Annotated in this window: 15 protein-coding genes; 7 read left to right on the forward strand and 8 right to left on the reverse strand. The window is 53.9% G+C overall.

The window, feature by feature from the left end; translation table 11 throughout:
• Window positions 1-203 precede the first annotated feature (203 nt).
• Together V6575_RS01270 and V6575_RS01275 are read right to left on the reverse strand one after the other, a co-directional pair.
• Window positions 204-608 (reverse strand): DUF2177 family protein, encoded by a 405-nt coding sequence (locus V6575_RS01270; protein WP_340272181.1) that lies wholly within the window; start codon window positions 606-608, stop codon window positions 204-206.
• 74 nt (window positions 609-682) lie between these two features.
• Window positions 683-2,500: an ABC transporter ATP-binding protein gene (locus V6575_RS01275; RefSeq protein ID WP_340272706.1), complete on the reverse strand. Its 1,818-nt coding sequence runs from the start codon at window positions 2,498-2,500 to the stop codon at window positions 683-685.
• A 249-nt stretch (window positions 2,501-2,749) separates the two neighbouring features.
• Between V6575_RS01275 and V6575_RS01280 the strand changes: the two genes are divergently transcribed.
• Entirely contained in the window at window positions 2,750-3,220 is a 471-nt protein-coding gene (locus V6575_RS01280) for a tRNA (cytidine(34)-2'-O)-methyltransferase (protein ID WP_340272182.1), read from the forward strand.
• A 45-nt stretch (window positions 3,221-3,265) separates the two neighbouring features.
• Entirely contained in the window at window positions 3,266-4,192 is a 927-nt protein-coding gene (hemF, locus tag V6575_RS01285) for an oxygen-dependent coproporphyrinogen oxidase (protein WP_340272183.1), read from the forward strand.
• A gap of 51 nt (window positions 4,193-4,243) precedes the next feature.
• On the opposite strand, the gene V6575_RS01290 is transcribed toward hemF, so the two are convergent.
• From V6575_RS01290 to V6575_RS01310, 5 genes are all read right to left on the reverse strand, one after another.
• Window positions 4,244-5,344, reverse strand: a complete 1,101-nt coding sequence (locus V6575_RS01290; protein ID WP_340272184.1) for an HD-GYP domain-containing protein — start codon at window positions 5,342-5,344, stop codon at window positions 4,244-4,246.
• 143 nt (window positions 5,345-5,487) lie between these two features.
• The gene (locus V6575_RS01295) at window positions 5,488-6,717 is read right to left on the reverse strand and encodes a CCA tRNA nucleotidyltransferase (protein WP_340272185.1); all 1,230 of its coding nucleotides are present in this window, start codon (window positions 6,715-6,717) and stop codon (window positions 5,488-5,490) included.
• 1 nt (window position 6,718) lies between these two features.
• Window positions 6,719-6,979, reverse strand: a complete 261-nt coding sequence (locus V6575_RS01300) for a DUF6111 family protein (RefSeq protein ID WP_340272186.1) — start codon at window positions 6,977-6,979, stop codon at window positions 6,719-6,721.
• Window positions 6,979-7,635 (reverse strand): CoA pyrophosphatase, encoded by a 657-nt coding sequence (locus V6575_RS01305; protein WP_340272187.1) that lies wholly within the window; start codon window positions 7,633-7,635, stop codon window positions 6,979-6,981. The genes V6575_RS01300 and V6575_RS01305 overlap by 1 nt, the downstream gene beginning before the upstream one ends.
• A gap of 37 nt (window positions 7,636-7,672) precedes the next feature.
• Window positions 7,673-8,242 (reverse strand): DUF1285 domain-containing protein, encoded by a 570-nt coding sequence (locus V6575_RS01310; RefSeq protein ID WP_340272707.1) that lies wholly within the window; start codon window positions 8,240-8,242, stop codon window positions 7,673-7,675.
• A gap of 285 nt (window positions 8,243-8,527) precedes the next feature.
• Here V6575_RS01310 and V6575_RS01315 point away from each other — a divergent pair, with 285 nt between their 5' ends.
• Genes V6575_RS01315 through V6575_RS01330 form a run of 4 tightly spaced genes read left to right on the forward strand, consistent with a single transcriptional unit; the run spans window position 8,528 to window position 15,429 of the window.
• A complete protein-coding gene (locus V6575_RS01315) occupies window positions 8,528-9,553 on the forward strand; it encodes an AAA family ATPase (protein ID WP_340272188.1) in 1,026 nt (341 codons plus the stop codon).
• A gap of 23 nt (window positions 9,554-9,576) precedes the next feature.
• Entirely contained in the window at window positions 9,577-10,512 is a 936-nt protein-coding gene (locus V6575_RS01320; RefSeq protein ID WP_340272189.1) for a DUF58 domain-containing protein, read from the forward strand.
• Window positions 10,513-10,514: 2 nt separating this feature from the next.
• A complete protein-coding gene (locus V6575_RS01325; protein ID WP_340272190.1) occupies window positions 10,515-13,337 on the forward strand; it encodes a DUF4159 domain-containing protein in 2,823 nt (940 codons plus the stop codon).
• 16 nt (window positions 13,338-13,353) lie between these two features.
• Window positions 13,354-15,429, forward strand: a complete 2,076-nt coding sequence (locus V6575_RS01330; protein ID WP_340272191.1) for a hypothetical protein — start codon at window positions 13,354-13,356, stop codon at window positions 15,427-15,429.
• 2 nt (window positions 15,430-15,431) lie between these two features.
• Here the strand turns inward: V6575_RS01330 and V6575_RS01335 are convergent, their stop codons facing one another.
• A complete protein-coding gene (locus tag V6575_RS01335; protein WP_340272192.1) occupies window positions 15,432-15,929 on the reverse strand; it encodes a GNAT family N-acetyltransferase in 498 nt (165 codons plus the stop codon).
• Window positions 15,930-16,288: 359 nt separating this feature from the next.
• On the opposite strand from V6575_RS01335, the gene V6575_RS01340 reads away from it, so the two are divergent.
• Window positions 16,289-17,251, forward strand: a complete 963-nt coding sequence (locus V6575_RS01340; protein ID WP_340272193.1) for a glutathione S-transferase family protein — start codon at window positions 16,289-16,291, stop codon at window positions 17,249-17,251.
• Window positions 17,252-17,338: the final 87 nt, after the last annotated feature.

Raw genomic sequence — 17,338 nt, forward strand, 5'->3', positions numbered from 1 at the left:
AAACAAATGACAAGTAATATTCATAGTCGCCCTCCTTCTAAATCGAGCTCAAAGATCGCAGACCACCGCGACGTCTCCAAACTACATGCCTCTGAAATCTTTGCAACCAAAGAGCAGTCCGAAAACCAACCCAACTCAAGGCCGTTGCAAAAAGGCAACAAAACCAAGTCGAAAATTTGGAGCTCAACTGATCTGCACGCTTCTCAGCCGAGCAGAAGTCGCGTCAAATAGGTTCCAAGCAAAGCGGACACCCCGGATAAAACCGTACCCCACAGGACATCAACGGCAACCACGACAAATGGCCAACCACGCAAGGTTGCGTAGTTCGTCATGTCGTAAGTGGCATAGGTGAAAAACCCGAACAGTGCACCATAGAAAAGTGCGACAGTAAGGCTGTCACTCTTCAGTGCAGGAGCGACCGCGAAAACCACGATGCCGACCACATACATAACATAAAACCCACCAGCTGCAGGCAAGTTAGGCTTGTCCATCAGAAGGTGACCTATACGGTCGGCATAAAATCGTGACGCAATCTTGGCTAGCCAAACATAATCAATAGCGAGAAATACACACGCAGTTGCGAAATAGGCGACAATATATTGCAACATAATGGCTCCATCGTCCGACTCTCTGCATACGCGGATGAAATCAATCTGGATCAGCCCAAGTGAGGGCCTTCAGACTAATCAACCATGTCAGGCGTGTCTGGCAACTCGACATCGTCAGGCAGGAAGCCACCAGACTGACGTGCCCAAAGCTGGGCATAGAGACCCTGACCATCCGTCAGAAGCTCTGCATGCGTGCCCTCCTGAACAATCGCGCCCTTATCCATAACGATAAGTCGGTCCATTGCAGCGATCGTCGAGAGCCGATGAGCAATCGCTATGACGGTTTTACCCTGCATCAGCTCAGTGAAGTTGGCCTGAATACCAGCCTCCGTCTCCGAATCCAGCGCCGAGGTTGCCTCATCCATCACCAGAATGGGAGCATCCTTCAATAGCACCCGCGCGATGGCGATGCGCTGACGTTGCCCCCCTGAAAGTTTAACGCCTCGCTCGCCGACATGAGCATCAAAACCCCGTCGGCCCCTGCGATCTTCAAGCTCTTCAATGAATTCCAATGCATGCGCACGCTCTGCCGCCTTGCGCAGATCGTCGTCGGTCGCTTCCGGACGTCCATAGAGGATATTTTCACGTACGGAGCGATGCAGTAACGACGTGTCTTGAGTCACCAGCCCGATAGACTGGCGCAAAGACTGTTGCGTCACCTCGCAAATGCCCTGACCGTCGACGGAAATTTTCCCACCTTGAACATCGTAGAACCGCAAGAGCAGGTTCACGAGCGTCGTTTTGCCCGCCCCAGACGGACCGACTACCCCGACACGTTCTCCAGGCGTAATCGCAAGAGACAGACTGTCGATCACACCGCCAGCCTTGCCATAATGGAACCGGATATCCTGAAATGAAACAGCTCCTTGCGACACCAGCAGATCAGGTGCATCGGGAAGGTCCTCGATCTCAACAGGCTGAATGATCGTCTCCATACTGTCCTGAAAGGTCCCCATAGTCCGGAACAGGCCATTCAGTTGGCCGAGCAAACGGCTGAGCAAGAGGTTCAAGCGCAACACAAGCCCAAGCGAGAAGGCCACCTGTCCAGTGGAAACAGCTCCCTGCTGCCAAAGCCAAAGGCAGGTACCAGCAATCAACACGATCATCGTACCGCCAAGGAACGCCATCCTTATCCGGACCGATGTTAGATGCCGCGTAAAGTGTCTCAACTTGTTCAAAAAGTGGTCGTAGCTGGACCGCACGCCGCGGTTCTCTTCCTGCGATGATCCGAAGAGCTTTACGGTTTGAATGTTCGTATACGCATCCACCAACCTGCCGGTCACACCCGATGCGGCATTGGCAACTTCCTTGGCCGACTTGCGCACCCGAGGCACAAAGTAAAACGCGATGAGACAAAAGCCCGCGAGCCAGACAACAACCAAAACTCCGAGTCGCCAGTCCAGGTCACCAACCAGAACCAACGTCGATAGCGCATAAACTACGATGTACCAGGCGGTTTGAAGCAAGGTGACCATGAATTCACCAGCTGCAAAGCCCGATTGCCAGACCTTTGCCGACAACCGGCCCGAAAAATCATCCTGAAAGTAGCCGAGACTTTGACGCATCACCTGATGATGGGACTGCCATCGCACCAGGTTGTAGAAACCTGGAACAACAGTCTGCTCCTCCACCAGCGCGGTCAGGACGGCAACAACAGCCCGCGCAACAAGCACCACAAACGCCATAACCAAAAGAGTAGAACCGTATTGAGCAAACAGTTCGGCTCTTGGCACCTCATCCAGCATGTCCACGATCTTACCGATAAAAGTATAAATCGAGACCTCAATCCCGGCAGTCAAACCGCCAAGAATAAGCATCGACACAAACGCCCAGCGCGCTTGCCGCACAAAATAAAACAGCATTGCCAATCCGCCGGGAGATGATGGCGGCATCTTCTCAACCCGAAAGGGATCAATCCATCTTTCAAACAGGCGAAACACTGGATCCAACAAACGTCTCCGGAATGGAAAAAAGAAATGCAGCCAAACGGGGCAACGGTTTGGCCCCGTCACTTTAAGGCCGAATAGCCAGTTTTGAAATCCCCAAGCTCATGACAACAGCACATATGAGGTGCTAAACATCCTCAATGATTTAAAGCTTTTCGCAAGTTCTCAAAAGCCGACGGACATCGTAAAACAGAAATGCCAGACATCGCTCTTTTCCAGCCGGACATCCCTCAAAACACGGGTACGATCCTTAGGCTGGCAGCCTGCATGGGCGTGACCGTGCATATGATTGAGCCCGCAGGGTTCCCCTTATCAGACAGTGCGCTGAAACGTGCTGGCATGGACTATTTGGAACGTGCGGCTCTCATGCGGCATCTGAACTGGGATGCTTTTGAGGGCTGGCGGCAACAGGAAGATCGCCGTCTGATCCTTCTGACAACGAAAACCAGCACCCCCTACCATGCCTTCAACTTCCAGCCTTCAGACATATTATTGCTGGGGCGGGAGTCTTCTGGTGCACCCGATGCCATCCACAAGATCTGTGATGCACGGCTGACCATTCCCATGGCTGAAGGGATGCGTTCGATCAATGTCGCAATCTCCACAGGGATGGTGCTTGGAGAAGCCTTGCGGCAAACCAACAGCTTTCCCAAATCCGAGATTTGACATAAGAGCTTGGGCAAAGCCCTAACCAGAACCAAGGACCTTCTCATGAGCGCCCCTTCTCCAGAACTACGCGGCGGCCCGATCCCCGACGGGATCGAAGAGAAGAAAGTGGCTGCACCGCTCTGGTTTGCGGAACTCAGAGACAAGATTTGCGCCAGCTTCGAAAAGCTAGAAGATGAAGTAGGCGAATTGAATGGTCCGCTTGCCGATCTTCCTGCCGGACGCTTTGAACGCACCCCTTGGGACCGCACGGACTCCACTGGAGCCAAGGGCGGCGGAGGCGTGATGTCCATGATGCACGGCCGGGTATTCGAAAAGGTCGGCGTTCACATCTCAACCGTCCATGGTGAATTCTCGCCAGAATTCCGCGGACAAATTCCAGGTGCCAGCGAAGATCCGCGGTTTTGGGCATCCGGCGTCAGCCTGATTGCGCATCCCCAGAATCCTCATGTCCCCGCAGTTCACATGAACACCCGCATGGTGGTCACTACCTGCCAGTGGTTCGGTGGCGGTGCTGATCTCACACCGGTTCTGGACGCTAGACGAACTCAGGAAGACCCGGACACACAGGCCTTTCATGCCGCCATGCAAGCCGCCTGCGATGCACACGATTGCGCCGATTATGATGCATACAAGAAGTGGTGTGAAGAATATTTCTTTCTCAAACATCGCAATGAGCAGCGCGGCGTCGGCGGTATTTTTTATGATTACTTACATTCGGGAGATTGGGATGCAGACCTTGCATTCACCCGCGATGTAGGGCTGAGTTTCCTTGATATCTATCCAAAGCTGGTACGGGAAAATTTCAGTAAGCCATGGAGCGAAGCTGAACGCGACGAGCAGCTGATACGGCGTGGCCGTTACGTTGAATACAATCTACTGTTCGACAGAGGAACAATATTTGGACTAAAGACAGGAGGAAACGTTGCCTCGATCCTGTCATCCATGCCGCCAGTCGTAAAATGGCCCTGATACAGGCAACCCTGCACTTCAGGCTGAGATCATTCAGCCAAAACCAGCATCCTAGCGAACCACACGCTCTCGCGGCCTTCTTTTGACAGCGCCCACATCCGCCTTAAAAATCACAGGCTGGAATTTACGAAGAAGATCCTGATCAACCTTCTCCGTCATATCAAATAAGATTCCGTATGCTTGACGCGGAGCATAGCTCTGTTTGTACGATCGCTTTTCAGTCAAGGCTGAGTAGATGTCACAAATTGTAGTAATGCGAACGAGATGACTTATCTGATCGCCCGAAAGTCCTTCCGGATATCCTGTACCATCAAGAAACTCATGATGCTGAAGTGCGATATCTCTAACTGCGGGGAATATCTCAGGCCGACCGTCCAAAATCTCCTTCGAATAGACCGGGTGACGTTTGACCAGCGCATATTCTTCACGGGTCAATTTTCCCGGCTTGTCGAGGATCGCAAGAGGAATGCGGACCTTCCCCACATCATGTACCAAAGCGCCAAGCCCCAGAAGCGTTTGCTCCTCTTCGCTCAGCCCTAATAGTTTCGCAAAAGCAACCGCATACCCGGCTACCAACATCGAATGGCAAAATGTATGACTATGATGGCTCTGCACTGCTGTAAGCCAATTGTCCATGCCATCAGATTGGAGCACAGCCATCACACTTTGAACCGACATTGCAACACTTCTGATCGGAAATGGCTTTTGCGTTATAGCCGCCAAAGCCAGCTGATCCATGGTATTGCAACAGTCAACGACTGCTTCCCGGGTTGCTGCAGGTGTTGCCTCAGGCAGAACCGAAATCGCGTAATTACCCGCCAAAGCCCGAAGCTTTACGACAAGTCCATCAAAATCGCGTTCAAGTAACTCAGACAGACCAATCGCTTTTGCCTGAACCACTTGCTGTCGATTGGACAAATCAACACACCCGATGCTCACGGTCTCGGTGAGCTGCTCCAAAACCCCCTTCAGGTGAGCAAGCTGTGCCCCGCTTGCCGAAGCAAAATCGACAACAACAACCGAGCTGCTGCACAGCATCTCAGCGTTCACGTTATCAATGGCAAAAACTTGCGCCGCTAAGATAGAAGATACTTTAGAGAATAAACTATTAGTTGCACTTACGTCACTTACAACAAGTGATATTTTCTTCATGAGAAACGCCAGGTTAAGACAATCATTTTTAGTTAGCCAAATAAAGTAAATTAAAAATTACCTCGTACAAAATACTACACATCTGCAGAAATTTAAAATCTAAATCATTGTTAAAAATAACATGTTTTAGCTAATTTTCCGCTTTATGGTTTACGTCTCCGCAAAAGTTCATCCGAGCTATGGACGAACCCTCCATCGAACCACTCCGTCTCCAAGTCAGACAGTTTTTTACCCAATTCCGGCCCGACATCAAACCCAGCGGCAATCAGATCGCGCCCACGAATGGGAAATACCGGAACCGGGTTCTGGCGCATTAATAGCAGTAATTTTCGGTAGTCTGTACCCTCTGAAGAGCCAAGACACCTTGCCCAATTCAGCAAAACTCCGTCGACAGAGGCTTGACGCCCATGCCGGTACAAATATCTCAATCCTTCGACTGGAGACAGTCTTGCCCCACGAACCGCCAGCTCTGAAGATGATAACAACGCACATTGCATTCGCTTGCGCTCAGCACCCGACAATCGCAATCGATCACTGAGCCGAATGATATCTTCTTCGTCCCCAACCGAAAGTGCGACCAATGCCAATGCTGGCTCATCAATTTCCGGAGCCTCTCCAGCAAGACGTCTGAAGGCCTCAAAGTCAGAAAGCCGGGAAACGCCTCCGGTAACGATCTCCATCAAACCATTGATTTCCATGGACGTCACCACCGAAGCAGCGAGTGGAGCAACGACTAGTCTCTTCATCTCCATACCAATGCGTTCAGCAGAAAGACGTCTCAGACCATCACGCTCCTGAACGCAAGCCAGCAGTCCAGACGCATCCAGATCCCCCGCCCCATAAGCAGCATGAATGCGAAAGAACCTCAATATGCGCAGGTAATCCTCTTGGATCCGGTGGTTTGGGTTTCCAATGAACCGCACCCGGCGCTCCAGGCAATCCGGCAAGCCCCCCAACGGATCGTGAAGGGCACCTGTGCGATCACAGTAAATGGCATTCATCGTGAAATCGCGCCGACGCGCATCTTCCATCCAGTCACGACCAAATCGGACTGTAGCCTGTCGGCCAAAGGTCTCCACGTCCTGCCGAAGCGTCGTGATTTCATAGCCGATACCGCCGCTCACAACGGTGACAGTGCCATGATCAATTCCGGTTGGAACAACCTTCAAACCTTGCCGTAAAGCGCGCTCGGAAACCACATTGGGCAATGCCGTTGTCGCAATATCAACATCGGCGACCGGTTTGTTCAGCAAAGTGTCACGTATGGCGCCTCCAACCACAAGGGCTTGATCACCGTCCTGCTCAATCGCCTCAAAAACAGCTTGAATACTGTCTGCTTCCAACCAAACCGCAGAGCCAAGTTCCGGTCCCATTTTATTCGTATCCACCAGGAATAAAAACACCGTTTTCCATGCGAGACGGTCGGTACTCGGTTCCGTCCGGCATTCTCTGGAAACTTGCGAACACGACAAGGCTGCCCAAAACGAGCAAAACGCCAGCCAAAGCCAACCACCCCGTCGGTCCGTTTCTCCAATTCTCAGAGGTTTGCGATTTTTTGTTCAGCCAAAGCCAAATCGCATAACCCAGAAAGGGCAAAAGAAACAAAAAAGCATGAGACAAAAGCACTCGAAACATCAGCCATACACCGTTTCATAAAGAGAGCGGACAATCCCGGCTGTGACGCCCCAGATGTATCTCTCGCCATAGGGGATTTCATAGAAATAGCGCTGTTTGTCATTCCAACTGCGACTCTGCTTCCTGTGGTTGTCAGGATTCATCAGAAACGACAATGGCACTTCGAATACATCTTCCACTTCGCCCGGATTTGGCACAAGGGTCAACCCGGATTGAATTTCAGCAACGACTGGAACAACCCGATAGCCAGATCCTGTCAGATACGGCGCAAGTTCCCCAATGGGTTGCACATAAGCAGGATCGAGGCCGATCTCCTCTTGAGCTTCCCGCAAGGCCGCCTCCCGCGGCCCCTTGTCCTGCAGATCGATCTTGCCACCTGGAAACGCAATCTGCCCAGCATGAGACGATAGATGCGCAGTCCGGGTGGTGAAAATAACGCTTGGCTCGTCATTGCTGGCAATCACACCGATAAGCACAGCAGCACCTTTAGGCTGTCCCTTCGACCGTGCGTAGGGACCAAGGTCCGGATTGAGGACATGATCCCCCGTGTCCCGCACCAGCCAGTCAGGATGTTGGCCCAGAACCCGGGTCCGAAAGTCATTCAGCGAAGCCTCTTTGCCATCCACACTCAGCACCTGCATCGCCTCTAAAGTCATACCAGGTCACGACCTCATTAATGAGGTTCCATTGTATCTAATCAGATAGGAACTCCGGAGCGAGAGAAAAGAAGGTTCCCGAACTCCAAACACCAGTGGCCAACTGTCCATCAACCTCGGTCTCTTCAAATAGCTCTGCCAACTCATAGAGCAAGGCACGGGACAGACGCGCTTCAAGACGCCCGCGTACCAGAACATAAGGCTTCAGCCCATCATTCTCAGGCGCCCTTTCAAACCGAAGTGCGTGCTCCCCATCAAGGACAGTTACATCTCCAACATTCGTCCGGAGCGTCAACACTTGTTCTTTTCCGACGCCCTCCACATGAAGCTCAACCCCGATAAAAGGTGCATCATCGACAGTGATTCCAATTTTTTCCACAGGTGTCACGAGATAGTGACGGCCGTCGTCTTCCTTGCGCAGAACTGAGGAAAATAATTTGACCAAAGCCTCTCGCCCAATTTTGCTGCCCATATATGACCAGCTACCATCGCGGAAAATTCGAATATCCAAATCGCCGCAAAAAGGGGGATTCCACTTCTCAACCGGAGGCTTAGCCTTGCCTTGTTCATTGGCCCGGCTCATCAGGGCCGCCAATCCCTTCGGCATATTTCGTGTATCGATCTCAGGCAAATTATGTCTCCAAACGGCAAGGCGAAAGCTTCTCAATAGACAAGGTAGCAGTTCCCAGGCGGCTGCAATTATACAATTGCCCAATGGCAGAAATACACGCGCCCCCTGTCTGGATAGAATTTGCGACTTATCTAACGCTTAATATGGTGCCAAACTGAATGAGTCGCGACAAATGCGTGCCACAGATTTGGATTAGATCCGGCCGCGCCGCACCCGCAAACTGGTTCTGTCGATCAGAACCCGAGCCCGCGAAGGTGAATGATGAGCGTAATCAGCCCGCCCCCTGGTGGCACAGCCGAAAACGATATGGATGCAATTGCCGAAGTTGCAGAGAAGGCACTTGAGCGAATTACCGCTGCAAAGGCCGATATCTCCCGCATCATCTTTGGTCAGGAAAAAGTGGTGGAGCAAACGCTTGTCACCATATTGGCAGGAGGTCATGGACTACTTGTCGGTGTGCCCGGACTTGCGAAGACCAAACTGGTTGAGACACTGGGAACCGTACTTGGGCTGAATGCCAGCCGAATCCAGTTCACACCCGACCTGATGCCTTCAGACATCCTTGGCGCTGAGGTGATGGAACAGGCCAGCGACGGCACCCGTGCTTTCCGGTTTCTGCCCGGACCCATATTTTCCCAGCTCCTGATGGCCGATGAGATCAACCGCGCCAGTCCGCGCACCCAATCCGCATTGCTACAGGCAATGCAGGAATATCACATCACTGTCGCCGGTCAGCGCTATGACCTGCCACGACCGTTTCACGTTCTGGCAACACAGAACCCGCTGGAGCAAGAAGGCACATATCCCTTGCCTGAAGCCCAGCTTGACCGGTTTTTGATGCAGATAGATGTCCACTATCCGGACATTGAAGCTGAACGCAGAATTCTTTTGGAAACCACTGGTGCCGAGCAAACCGTTGCCCAGACTGCAATGACAGCTGATGAACTGGCCAGCTATCAACAACTGGTGCGCCGCATGCCTGTGGGCGAATCCGTCGTCGACGCGATCTTGAAACTTGTGCGTGGAGCGCGTCCATCCGAGGATGGATCTGGCAGCGACATCAAGAAACTCATCGCCTGGGGCCCCGGCCCTCGCGCAAGTCAGTCCTTGATGCTGACTGTAAGAGCCCGCGCTCTTGTGGAAGGGCGACTGGCCCCGTCAATTGATGACGTGCTGGCGCTCGCAGGACCTATCCTTCAACACCGGATGGCGCTGACATTTGCAGCCCGCGCAGACGGACACACAATTCGCGACGTGATTGAACAGGTTAAAGCAACTATCAGCTAAAGCTGAGGGGCAAGGCAATCGAAATGGCTTTAACGCCAAACGCCAAGGTTCGAAACGATCAGATGGACGATGGGTCCTGGCCGAACATCATCGGCGAGGCCCGGTCTGTTGCGGATGCGCTGCCGGATCTGCTGGTTGAGGCAAGCCATATCGCCAGCTCTGTTGCTGCAGGCTGGCACGGCAGACGACGCGCTGGTGCGGGCGAGAGTTTTTGGCAATTCCGCCCATTCAACATGGGCGAACCCGCAAAAAGGATTGACTGGCGAAGGTCCGCCCGTGACGATCATTTGTATGTCCGAGAAAGAGAATGGGAGGCCGCCCATACAATCTGGCTCTGGGCAGACCTGTCATCGTCCATGGTGTTCCAGTCCAGGCTCGGCAATGCGTCCAAGCGCGACCGGGCGATTGTTCTTATGCTTGGCCTTGCCGACATGCTTGCCTATTCCGGTGAGCGAATAGGCTTGCCCGGGATTACCCGCCCGATCTCTGACAGAAAGGCTGCCGAGCGCATTGCGGATTCCCTCATGCACTTGGGGCAACCCAAAGCCTTTCCTGACACTGCACCGATCCAGCGCTTCTCGGATGTTGTTCTGATTTCGGATCTTTTGGATCCAATTGAGGAAATCTCCAATTGGGTCTCACGCGTCGCCGGCACAGGGGCGAAGGGCCATATCGTTCAGGTTCTCGACCCGATTGAGGAAACATTCCCCTTCGATGGCCGCGTGGAGTTTCGCGACCCGGAACACGGAACCCTTCTGACAACGGGCCGCGCGCAAGGATGGCGGGAAGCCTATCAGCAGCGTATGGAACGCCACCGGGCAGAAATCAGGGACTTGGCACGCCGGGCAGGTTGGACCTACGTTCTGCATCATACAGATCGCCCGGCCTCTGAACCTCTTTTGGTCTTGCACAGCGCCTTGTCTGGCTCTGTTGACGCCATCATGCAAAGGGGAACCTGAGTATGGCCGGTCTTCTGCCAATTGCCTTTGCGACTCCCTGGTTACTTGGGGCCTTGCTCCTGCTTCCCGCCATATGGTGGCTGCTGCGCCTGACCCCACCTCGCCCGCAGGAAGTGAATTTTCCGCCGACGCGATTACTGCTGGATATCGACAAGCACGAAGAAACACCCCAACGCAGCCCATGGTGGTTGACTGTTCTGCGTCTGACATTGGCAGCGCTGCTGATTCTCGCACTGGCAGGCCCCATCTGGCGCCCGGCCAAAGAGGTCACAACAGGCGATGGCACGCTTTGGATGTTGCTCGACAATGGTTGGATGTCTGCGCGGGATTGGACAACCCAGGTTGAAACAGCTGAAAGGCTGTTGGCTCTTTCCGAAGCCTCCGGCCAACCGGTCTTGTTTGCCGCCACCGCCGAAGGTCCAAACCAACCTCTGACACCGAGCGATGCAGCAACAGCTCTGGAGCATTTGCGCGCGCTTGAGCCGCGACCCTGGGCAACATACCGGAGTGAGCTGACCACTGCCTTGCGCAAAAGTGCAGCCACGTCTCCGCCAAGCGCTGTGATTTGGCTATCAGACGGCACGCAATCTTCAGAGGGCAATCTTTTTCAGGCAGATCTGGCAGCGATTGTCAAAGAAGCGCCGATTACCATCTACAATGGCCTTGAAACGCCGATTGCGCTCAAGGCCATTACCAATGATGCGGATGCCTTAACCGTCACTGCAGAACGCCATCCAGATGACCAACGCAGCTCTGCAGCAGTTCGAGCTCTTGATCTGAAAGGTCTCGTTCTGGGTCAAACAGAAGCCATTTTTGCAGCTGACACTCTCGAGACAGAAGCACGCTTTGAACTGCCGAGCGAACTCAGAAATGACATCGCCCGCATCGAAGTCACTGGCGAAAACGCAGCTGGTGCCGTTCAACTGATCGATGACAGCTGGCGTCGCCGGATAGTTGGGCTTTTGTCCGGGCAATCGGGTGACCTTGCGCAACCGCTGCTGTCACCGCTCTACTATCTGCAACGTGCTCTGGGGCCTTTCTCTGATCTACGTGTCCCGCGCGAAAGCGATCTTGCCGTTGCAGTGCCGGAGCTATTGGATGAAGGTCTTTCCGTTTTGGTGCTCGCTGACGTTGGACGTTTGCCAGAAAGCACTGTTGATGTGCTCACGGACTGGATCGAAGGGGGTGGCATGTTGGTCCGGTTTGCCGGGCCCAGAACTGCTGGCGGAACTGATGCTCTCATTCCTGTCACACTTAGAGCAGGTGACCGATCTCTTGGTGGCAGCCTTTCGTGGAAACAACCGCAAAAGCTCGCGGCCTTCTCTGCTGAATCACCGTTCAGTGGATTAAAAGTCCCACCTGAAGTGACCGTTAATCGGCAGGTTCTGGCAGAACCTACCGCTGATCTGCCTGACAAGACCTGGGCGATGCTTGAAGACGGTACCCCTCTGGTCACCGCCAGCAAACTTGGCAGAGGCAGTATAGTTCTCTTTCATGTCACAGCAGATTCAGCCTGGTCCAATCTACCTCTATCCGGGATCTTCCTGGATATGCTGAGGCGCATCCTGTCTGTTTCCAACTCGGCTCAATCAGTCCTCGATAATAGCTCACAAACTGTTGAGGCCGTAACGCAAAGCGTCCTTCCGCCGCTCCGGCTTCTGGATGGATACGGTCGCTATGCATCGCCGGCAGCAGATGTTGCCCCCATCACGGAACAGGCTTTCAGAACCGCGGTCGCCGGACGCAAGACACCGCCTGGCCTATATGGAACGGAAGACGGGTTTCAGGCGCTCAATTTGATGTCAGCCAGCGACATTCTCGCACCACTGGACATCCAGCCCCTGGAAGAGACCGCAAGCTTGCAGCCTTACCCAAACAATGAGACCGTTGACCTCAGAGCAACATTTTTCTCCCTGGCATTCATGCTTCTCATTCTCGATGCCATCGCCGTCATTCTGCTGGCCGGTGGGCTCAGCCGACTGCGCCTTCAAAGGACCACCTCAGCTGTTATCATGGCTTTCGCAGTCTTCTTGAGCCTCCCAACACAAAACGCGAAAGCTCAATCCAGCTCCGATGATCTGAAAGCACTTGAAGCCTCCCTTGAAACGCATCTGGCCTATGTTCTGACCGGCTCTGCCGAGATCGACGACACCAGTGCCGCTGGGCTTTTCGGCCTCAGCCAGTTTCTTGCCGAACGGACAGCGCTTGAACCTGGCATCCCGATGGCCGTGGATATCAGCCGCGATGAATTGGCCTTTTACTCACTGCTTTACTGGCCAATAGATCCGGCAGCAGACAAGCCCGATGACAGAACCATGGCGCGCATTGATACGTTCATGCGCAATGGTGGCAGCATCCTGTTCGACACCCGCGATCACATAACCTCTTCCACCACCGGGTTTGGCTCTAGCCCGGCAACGCTCAAGCTTCGAGAAATCCTGGAAGACCTGGACATTCCCCCCCTAGAACCGGTTCCCGCCGATCATGTTCTGACAAAGGCCTTTTACATTCTCGACAGTTTTCCCGGACGCTACGCCACCAGTCCACTATGGGTACAAGGCCTCGATCAGCAGACCGCAGCTTCCGACAGACCTGTGCGCGCCAGCGATGGCGTCTCACCGGTTCTGATCACCGGAAATGACTTTGCAGCTGCATGGGCCATTGATGAGGGTGGGAACTTTATCTATCCGACAGTCCCGAACGATCCTGGCCAGCGCGACTATGCCTTCCGGGCCGGGGTCAACATGGTCATGTACAGCCTGACAGGAAACTATAAGGCAGATCAGGTCCATATCCCTGCCCTCCTTGAACGGCTTGGCCAATGAAGAGAGAAGATAGACGATGATCTGGTCCCTCTCTTTTGATCCATTGATCCCGCTTTCCATGCTGGCGGCAGCGGCAGCCGTGATCCTGCTGATTGCTCTGGTCACAGGATTTATGCGCGTCCGCGGTTGGCCGCTACGTGTCTTGACCATGGCGCTGGTCGCGCTGGCGCTGGCAAACCCGGCTATTGAACGCGAAGACCGTGAGCCTTTGAGCAGTGTCGTTGCCGTGATCAATGACCGCAGCCAAAGCCAACTATTGGCCAACCGTTCAGACACAACAGATGAAGCACTCAAAATCCTGACCGACCGACTTGCAGCCCTGCCCGGCTTTGAAGTCAGAGTGCTGGAAAGCCGGAACAGCGGCACAGGCGATGGAACAGAACTGTTCAAGACGCTGGTCAATGGACTTTCAGACGTACCGCCAGACCGGGTGGGGGGGGCAATCCTCATTACGGACGGGCAAATCCACGACATCCCGGACAATGCTGCAGCACTCGGCTTTGACGCGCCTGTACATGGCCTGATCACCGGACAAGCTGATGAACGCGACCGACAGCTTGTCCTGCACAAATCCCCTCGTTTTGGCTTGGTTGGCTCTGAACAAATTGTCTCGGTCCGCATTCTGGAGCAAGGCTTTGGCACCAACTCATCCGGGCGCGTAGGCCTCAAGGTCATGCGCGATGGCGATCTGATCAGCGAGCGCCAAGTGGGAATTGGGCAGACCATCGACATCCCTGTCGAGATCGCTCACGGCGGAGACAATATCTTTGAATTCGAAGCAGAGTCGCTGGACGGCGAACTGACGACTTTGAACAATAGGGCCGTCGTAACCATTGATGGAATTCGTGAAAACCTGAGGGTGCTTCTGGTGTCCGGATCGCCTCATGCAGGTGAGAGAACTTGGCGCAATTTGCTCAAGTCCGATGCATCAGTCGATCTGGTTCATTTCACCATTCTGCGCCCGCCCGAGAAACAGGACGGGACGCCGATCAACCAACTGTCGCTGATCGCTTTTCCAACAAGAGAGCTGTTCTCCGTCAAGATTGACGAATTCGACCTGATTATCTTTGATCGCTATGTCCGCCGCGGCGTTCTTCCCATGCTCTATTTCGACAATATCGCCAGATATGTCAGAGCGGGCGGAGCTGTCTTGCTGGCAGGTGGCCCGGACTACGCCGAAGCTGGCAGCCTATACCGCACACCGCTGGCGCCAATCCTGCCAGCCCGGCCAACAGGAGCCATCCTGGAGCAACCGTTCTACGCAACGCTCGCCAACATTGGCGAACGCCACCCAGTCACGCGCGGTTTGCCCGGCTCCAAACAATCTCCACCAGGCTGGAGCCGCTGGTTCCGGCTTGTAGAGACGGAGCTGGATAGCGGTCAGACCTTGATGACAGGGCCTAATGATATGCCGCTTCTGGTCTTGAACCGTGAAGGAGAAGGCCGGGTCGCAATGCTTCTTTCCGACCATGTCTGGCTTTGGGCACGAGGCTTTGAAGGCGGCGGACCGCATGTTCCCCTGCTCAGGCGTCTGGGCCACTGGCTGATGCAAGAACCCGATCTGGACGAGGAAGCCCTTCGCGTCTCTATGCGCGGACCAGAATTGATCGCAGAACGTCAAACCCTCGGCGACACTATCGGCCCAGTGACTGTAACGTCACCTTCCGGGAGCCTCTCCACCCTGTCAATGACCGAAGTCGAACCAGGCCTGTGGCGTGGAAGCGTGCCAACGACTGAGACCGGTCTTTTCACCGTCACCGAGAGCGAGAAGAGCGCCTTGGTCCACGTCGGGCCGCAAAACCCGCGCGAATACACTGATGTTCTTTCAACACCAGAAAAGCTCGCCTCATTATCATCCGAGACCGGTGGCCAAAGTCTGAGGCTTGCCGATGTTGGCGGCGATATCGCCGTGCCACAGGTCGTGCCTTTGAGACAAGCGGCGCAATACTCCGGCAATGGCTGGATCGGGCTCAAAACCTCAGATGCGAGCATCTTGAATGGCGTCGACCGCTATCCGCTGCTGATGGGTCTTCTTGGCCTTGCCTTGTTGTTGGGGCTGCTGTCTCTTACCTGGTACCGTGAAGGCCGGTGAAGCTAAACGTCACCGCCGCGTACATCACCCGATGGCATCACTGCGCCGTTCAGGCAAGCCACCAGCAAACGGGCGGGATCAACGGGACCGGGCAGCGAAATTTGGCCAAATGGCACGACATTGAATCCAAAAGGACCATAATAGGGCTGATCACCGACCAGAAGTATGGCGGTTTCACCTTCCGAACGAGCAGCATCGATCACGGTATTGAGCAGTTTTTTACCCAAACCTCTGTTCTTATATTTCGGAGAAACGGTTAAAGGACCAAGAAGCAGCGCCTGCGTGGACCCGATCATAATGCGCGTCAGACGAACCGACCCGGCAAGATCAGCGCCATTAATGCCGACAAAGCAAAGGCTTGAATGAGGTTCGATGCCCTCGCGGATCTTGAAGGCTGTTCTGGCAAAACGGCCCGGACCAAAGGCCTCTGATTGAAGCGCTTCAACATCCGCCTCATCGGCGGCTTCTTCAACACGAATGAACCAATTGGAAGATTTCATAATCATGGCACCTGACTGGCAAACAACACTTGGCACCAGACGGTCACACTCTCAATTCGAAGCAAGATCCGGTCAGGCGCACGAAAACAGACGAGAGTTTTCTCGTCGGATGCTTCGTCGTCGCAATGTCGAACCGCTTATCATCAGGTGCTTCTCATTGATTCCACGGCTCTATCTCAAACCGTCGGTCAGCCGATAGCACGGAGGAACATGAAAGGTCCAGCGTCTTTCAATGTCATCTACCAAAAACCCCGCATGCCCGGGGACCAGACAGTGGAGGTGAACAGTGCTTTCACCCTCCCGCCCATGGTGCAAGGCTCCTTTCAGCCTAAATATGCATCACAACACAGGAGATGCGCATGGGACTTCTCGTCGACGGAAAATGGCAAGATAAGTGGTACGACACGGAAACAAATGGCGGAAAGTTCGTTCGCAAAGAATCGTCCTTTCGCAATTGGATCACAGCCGATGGATCCGCAGGGCCGACCGGTTCTGGAGGCTTCAAGGCCGAAGCTGATCGCTACCATCTCTACGTCTCCTACGCTTGCCCATGGGCACACCGCGCCTTGATATTTCGGCAGCTGAAACAGCTGACGCCCTTGATTGATGTCACCGCTGTTGAACCACTCATGCTTGAAAATGGCTGGACATTTGCCGAGCCGGACCCGATCAATGGCGCACATTATTCTTGGCAGATCTACACGGCTGCAGACCCCGCCTACAACGGCAGGGCAACCGTTCCAATCCTTTGGGACAAGCAGACCAAAACAATCGTCTCGAACGAGTCTTCTGAAATCATTCGGATGTTCAACAGCGCGTTCGATCATATCACGGGCTCCGAGTTGGATTTCTATCCTGAAAGCCTGCGACCCGACATCAACGCTATCAATGAGCGGATTTATCACACGGTCAACAATGGTGTTTACAAGGCCGGCTTCGCCACCTCAAAATCAGCTTATGAAGAAGCCGTAACGGCCTTGTTTAACACGCTGGATGATCTGGAAGAGCTCCTGTCTGGTTCCCGTTATCTCACCGGAGACAAGCTGACAGAAGCCGATTGGCGCCTGTTCACCACATTGGTTCGCTTCGATGCAGTTTATGTCGACCACTTCAAATGTAACATCCGGCGGATTGACGACTACCCTGCCCTGTCCAGCTATCTACGAGAGCTCTATCAGACCCCCGGTGTCGCTGAGACTGTCCAGTTGGACGTTATAAAAGCCCACTATTATGGCTCCCATGACACCATCAATCCGACTGGAATTGTCCCGATTGGCCCAAAACTGAATTTTGATCGCCCGCACGACCGCGATCTTGGTTAATCAAGCTGGATATTATATCGCCGATTTTTGGCTCAATTTTCCCCTGAATTGGGCCAAAAAGCAGTAAGTATCATGGGCATCGGCGCC

It is taken from the genome of Roseibium algae, assembly GCF_037783265.1.
Classification (GTDB): Bacteria; Pseudomonadota; Alphaproteobacteria; order Rhizobiales; family Stappiaceae; genus Roseibium; species Roseibium algae.